Raw genomic sequence first — 5,306 nt, forward strand, 5'->3', positions numbered from 1 at the left:
CGTCTTCATGGTGGCACGCGAGGCCCTGGCCAATGCCTTGAACCATGCCCAGGCCAGCGAGATCTGCATCCGGCTGGAGGGCGATGCCCACTGGCTGCGCCTGGAGGTGCAGGACAATGGCCAGGGCATGGCGCCCGGTGCCACGGCCGTGCGCCCGGGGCACCTGGGCATGGTGGGCATGCGCGAGCGGGCCATCGCCATCGGCGGGACGTTCGAGGTGGGCGAGGCCCCCGGGGGCGGCGCCCTCATCACCCTGAGCTGGGAGGACGGCGGGCCATGAGCAGCATCTATCTGGTGGATGACCACGCCATCGTGCGCGATGGTCTGCGCGCCATGCTGGAGGCCAGTGGCCATGGCGTGGTGGGCGAGTCCGCCGACCCGACCGTGGCCCTGTCCGAACTCATCAGCCTGCGACCGGATCTGTTGCTGCTGGACCTGAGTCTGGGCACACGCTCGGGCTTCGAGTTGCTTGAAGAACTGCACCGCCGCCACCTGGACTGCCGCTGCATCGTCCTGAGCATGTCGGCACAGCCTCGCCATGTGGCGGAGGCCTTGCGCCTGGGGGCTCAAGGCTATGTGCTCAAGGGGGCACCGCGTGCCGAGTTGCTCACGGCGGTCGAGGCGGTCCTGTCCGGGCGACGTTATCTGGGCCCGGATGTGGCCGAACTCGCCGTGCAGGGGCTCACCAGCGCCAGTGAGTCGGATCTGCTGGCCGACCTGTCGCCCCGTGAGCGGCAGATCATCATCCTGGTGGTCAAGGGCCACTCCAGCGCGGCGATTGGCGAGCAGTTGCACCTGTCGCCCAAGACGGTGGACACCTACCGCAGCCGCCTGATGAGCAAGCTGGGCGTGGCCGATGTGCCCGCGCTGGTGCGCTTTGCCATCCGTGCCGAATTGATCGACGCCAACGGCAACTGAGGTGACCGAGGCTCCGCACGGGTCCGATCAAGATCTCCTGACAGACCCGCAAGCCGGGCGAACGTACAGTGAATCCATCCCTGGCTCGGGGCTCTGGAGTCGCTCATGTTCACCCACCACATCACGCAGATCCTCTTGCTGGTGGCCGATGACGGTCGCAGGGATCGTTTGCGCCAGGCTTGCGAGATGCGAGGCGCCGTGGTGCGCTGTGTGGAGTCGCTCGATCTGAGCCAGATCGTTTTCATCGCGGCGCCGGACCGCTTGAACCTCCTGGTGCTGGATCCGGCCATGCTGCTCCAGCACGGCCTGGCCTGGCTGGCCAACTGGCGCCGCATGGCGCCCCGCGGGCAACTGGTCCTCCTGCCCGATGAGCCCGATCAGGATCTCAGCCGCCTGGAGCGGGCCCTGCGTCGTCCCGGACTGAACGATTGAGAAGTACCCCATGCGCATCAACCTCCCCATCACCTCCCACGAGTATCCCTTCCCCTCGGGGCAGACCCTGGTGTCCACCACGGACCTCAAGGGCCGGATCCTCTACTGCAACCCGGGCTTCATCGAGGTCAGCGGCTATGCCCGCGAGGAGCTGCTGGGCCAGCCTCACAACCTGATTCGCCACCCGGACATGCCTGAAGAGGCTTTCCGGGACATGTGGCGCACGATCTCGTCGGGGCAACCCTGGTCTGGGGTGGTCAAGAACCGTCGAGCCGATGGCGACCACTACTGGGTCATGGCCAATGTGACCCCGCTCGTGGAAGGCGGCCAGCCGGTGGGCTATATGTCGGTGCGCACCGAGGCCAGTCGCGAGCAGATCCGTCAGGCCGAGGCCTTGTATGCGACCATGCGACAGGAGAAGGCCGCCGGCCAACTGCGCCACGTGCTCCGCGGTGGGCGTGTGCTGCGCAACGATGCCCTGGGCCGCCTCCAGGAGTGGCTGCAGCCCAGCCTGACGATGAAGCTGGCCTGCGCGCTCGCGGCTTTCGGAGCAATGTGTGTCGGGGCTGCCGCCCTGGGCGGGCCGACTGCGGTGGCAGCCACCGCCCTGGTGGCGGGTCTGGGGACGCTGGCCTACCAGCGGCATCTGATGCGCGGGCCTTTGCTGCAACTGGTGAACTATGCCAATCACATGGCCGCGGGTGACTTGACGCAGCAGCTTCAGGTCGATCGCCACGATGAGATCGGCGCCCTGACCAAGGCGCTGGGCCAGCTCAATGTGAACCTGCAGTCCATCGTGCGGGATGCCCGCAACGAGACGGACAAGATGTGTGCCGCCTCGCAGGAAATTTCTGCGGGCAATCGCGATCTGTCCGGGCGCACCGAGGCCCAGGCCGCCAGCCTGCAGCAGACGGCCGCCTCGATGGAGCAGATCACCGGCTCTGTGCGACACAGTGCAGCATCGGCCCAGGAGGCGTGTGATCTGGCACGTGATGCCACCAGCATCACCGAGCGCAGCAGTGCCGCCGTTCAGACCTTGGCCGGCACCATGCATGCCATTCGCAGCTCTTCGCAGCGCATCGGCGAGATCACCCAGGTGATCGACAGCATCGCCTTCCAGACCAATATCCTGGCCTTGAATGCCGCCGTGGAAGCCGCTCGGGCCGGCGAGCAGGGGCGTGGCTTTGCGGTGGTGGCGGGTGAGGTGCGCATGCTGGCTCAGCGCAGTGCCCAGGCTGCGCGCGAGATCAAAGCCCTGATCGAAGCCTCGGCGGGGGATGTGGCCGCGGGGCACCGGCAGACCGAGACGGCGGGCGCCACCATGAGCGAAGCCCTGGAGGCCGTGCGCCGTGTCACCACCTTGATGGCCCAGATCAGTGCAGGATCGAATGAGGAGCTGAGCAGCATTGCCCAGGTCAACGATGCCGTGGCCCACATCGACGGCATCACGCAGCAGAACGCGGCCTTGGTCGAGCAGGTGGCTGCTGCCGCCACTGCCCTGGAGGGGCAGTCCAAGATCGTCACGGATGCGGTGGCCGTGTTCCATATCGATGCGGTCTCGGTGCCGCGGACAGACGCCGTCGAGCTGCGCCGCCAGCAACGCTCGGCTACCATGGCACCGGCAACGTCATGAGTGGCTTGCCCAAGCCCAGACCCGATTGACAAGGACCGCGATGAGCAAGCTGAGACCAGAAATCACCATTGAGGCCCTGAACCACAACGGTCAGGAGTATTTGCCTGGCTATCTGGGCATCGAGATGCTGGAGATGGGCGAGGGCACCCTGCGCAGCCGCATGCCGGTCAAGCGCCTGCACATCGCGCCCAACGAGTTCCTGCACGCGGCCAGCGTGGTGGCTCTGGCGGACACCACCTGCGGCTATGCCACGGTGGCGCACCTGCCCGAGGGGGCGCAGTCCTTCACCACGATCGAGCTCAAGAGCAATCACCTGAGCACGGTGCGTGAAGGCAGCATTGCCTGCGTGGCCACGGCCCAGCATCTGGGGCGCCAGACGCAGGTCTGGGATGCGGTGGTGACCGACGAGGCCACGGGGCGCAAGATCGCGCTGTTCCGCTGCACGCAGATGGTGCTGTGGCCCAAGGGCTGAGGCCGCCTCAGGCTTGCAGCACATAACTCCCTGGCGCAGGCGCCAGGGGGGGATAGGCCGCGCTGCCCAGCGCCGACCGGGCGGCCACGCGGCGGCCCGAGCGTGGTGCCAGCCAGCCTGTCCAGTGAGGCCACCAGGAGCCCTCTTGCCGTCGCGCCTGCGCCAGCCAGTCTTCGGCGTGCGCGGGGAGGTCGTCGGCCAGGAAGTGCTCGGTGCGTGGCAAGCTGGGCGGGCGCAGGATGCTCTGCACGTGCCCGCTGTTGCTGAGCACAAAGGTGTGTCGGCCCCCGAAGTGGCGTGTGGCGCGGTAGACCCCCTGCCAGGGCATGAGGTAGTCCTCGCGTCCTGCCACGAAGTAGCCGTCCACCTTCACGCGCCGGAAGTCGATGGGCATGCCGTTCAGTTGCAGGGTGCCTGGGCGCTCGAAGGCGCGGCGGTCCACCAGGTCCACGAAATCACGGTGCAGTGCTGCGGGCAGGCGGGTCGAGTCATTGTCCCAATGCAGGACGTCCAGTGGGGGCGGCTGCCGCCCCATCAGATAGTTGTTGATCCAGTAGGTCCACACCAGCTCGTCCGGACGCAGCCACGCAAACAGGCGGGCCAGATCGGCGCCGTCCATGGTGCCGCGTTGGGCCGACCAGGCCACGGCGGCCTGCATGCCTTCGCGTGAGGCCAGGCCTTCCAGGACCGATCCATTGCCCGCCAGCGGCGCGGTCACCAGCAGGGAATGGTGGGCCACGATGCGCTGGCGCTGCATGGCCAGCAGCCCCATGGCACTGATGGCCGTGAGTCCGCCCGCGCAGGCGCTGATCAGGCCCAGGGTGGCCGAGCGTGTGATCGAGCGCACCACTTCCATGGCCTGCAATGTCGCCTGGACGTAGTCGCTCAGCCCCGCGTCACGCAGCGCCACATCGGGGTTGCGCCAACTGAGCGTGAAGACCTGAAAGCCGTGCTGCAGCAGCCAGGCGAACACGCTGTTGTGCGGACGCAGATCAAAGACATAGAACTTGTTGATTTGCGGGGGCACCATCAGCAGCGGCCGTTGATGGACCAGCGGCGTCATGGGCGTGTACTGGATCAGCTCGAACAGGGCGTGCCGAAAGACCACCGCACCGGGGGTGGTGGCCAGATCGATGCCGACCTTGAAGGCATCGGGCTTGATCTGCTGCGGCATGGCGCCGTGGTGCAGCACGTCATGGGCCCACGCCTTCAGGCCCTGCACCGCGCTGGCCCCTTCCGTGACCTCGGCGCGCTTGAGGGCCGCCGGATTCAGTGGCAGATTGGAGGGCGCCAGGGCGGCCACCAACTGGTCCAGCACGAACTGCACGGTCTGTCGATCTCGGTCGTTGAAGGGCTGCTCGGCGGCCCAGGTGCTCAGGGTCTGCTGCCAGGCCAGATAGACCTGCATCAGCATGCGGTGCACAGGGCTGGTGTGCCACAAGGCGTCTTTGAAGCGCCGGTCCGTGGGGTCGGGCGCCAGGTCGGATTCTTGTCGTGAGGCTTGCAGTACCAGGGCGGCGAAGCGGGCGTAGTGCTGGGCCAGCGACTGGGGGTCGTCCAGCACGCGCGCCAGCATCACCTTCAAGGTGTGGAGCAGGCCGGGGCCTGCGAGGCCCCGATCGGCAGGGGCCTCGTCGTCATCGGGGTGGGGGGCGCCAGCCGCGTGGAAGTGACGCTCACGCAGCCAGTCGACAAAGCCTGCCGCCTCGCCCAGCAGCCGCTGCAGGCGCTCAATGCCGGGCTCGCGCGCAGGGGCATCCTGAGGTGATGAAGCGTCCGGCTCCATCCGCGGGGGCCTCAACTGGTCCGGCGGCGACTGCGCACGGCCTGGGTGGTGGGCGCAGGGGTCTC

6 protein-coding genes are annotated in these 5,306 nt (G+C 67.5%); 5 read left to right on the forward strand and 1 reads right to left on the reverse strand.

What is annotated here, in order from left to right; all coding sequences use genetic code 11:
- The 5 genes from VFW84_RS12270 to VFW84_RS12290 form a co-directional block, all read left to right on the forward strand.
- The coding region (locus tag VFW84_RS12270; protein ID WP_329680745.1) for a sensor histidine kinase at positions 1-280 on the forward strand (280 nt) is incomplete at its 5' end.
- A complete protein-coding gene (locus VFW84_RS12275) occupies positions 277-918 on the forward strand; it encodes a response regulator transcription factor (protein WP_329680746.1) in 642 nt (213 codons plus the stop codon). The genes VFW84_RS12270 and VFW84_RS12275, both read left to right, overlap by 4 nt.
- A gap of 105 nt (positions 919-1,023) precedes the next feature.
- A complete protein-coding gene (locus VFW84_RS12280) occupies positions 1,024-1,350 on the forward strand; it encodes a hypothetical protein (RefSeq protein WP_329680747.1) in 327 nt (108 codons plus the stop codon).
- A gap of 10 nt (positions 1,351-1,360) precedes the next feature.
- Positions 1,361-2,983, forward strand: coding sequence for a methyl-accepting chemotaxis protein (locus VFW84_RS12285; protein WP_329680748.1), 1,623 nt, complete (start codon positions 1,361-1,363; stop codon positions 2,981-2,983).
- 40 nt (positions 2,984-3,023) lie between these two features.
- Positions 3,024-3,455, forward strand: a complete 432-nt coding sequence (locus VFW84_RS12290) for a PaaI family thioesterase (protein WP_329680749.1) — start codon at positions 3,024-3,026, stop codon at positions 3,453-3,455.
- Positions 3,456-3,462: 7 nt separating this feature from the next.
- On the opposite strand, the gene VFW84_RS12295 is transcribed toward VFW84_RS12290, so the two are convergent.
- The coding region (locus VFW84_RS12295) for a hypothetical protein (RefSeq protein WP_329680750.1) at positions 3,463-5,306 on the reverse strand (1,844 nt) is incomplete at its 5' end.

It is taken from the genome of Aquabacterium sp. (assembly GCF_036279655.1).
Taxonomy (GTDB): domain Bacteria; phylum Pseudomonadota; class Gammaproteobacteria; order Burkholderiales; family Burkholderiaceae_C; genus Aquabacterium.

Coding starts and splice junctions, on each gene's coding strand:
- VFW84_RS12280 (WP_329680747.1), top strand. CDS start 1,024: ATGTTCACCCACCACATCACGCAGATCCTCTTGCTGGTGGCCGATGAC.
- VFW84_RS12285 (WP_329680748.1), top strand. CDS start 1,361: ATGCGCATCAACCTCCCCATCACCTCCCACGAGTATCCCTTCCCCTCG.
- VFW84_RS12275 (WP_329680746.1), top strand. CDS start 277: ATGAGCAGCATCTATCTGGTGGATGACCACGCCATCGTGCGCGATGGT.
- VFW84_RS12290 (WP_329680749.1), top strand. CDS start 3,024: ATGAGCAAGCTGAGACCAGAAATCACCATTGAGGCCCTGAACCACAAC.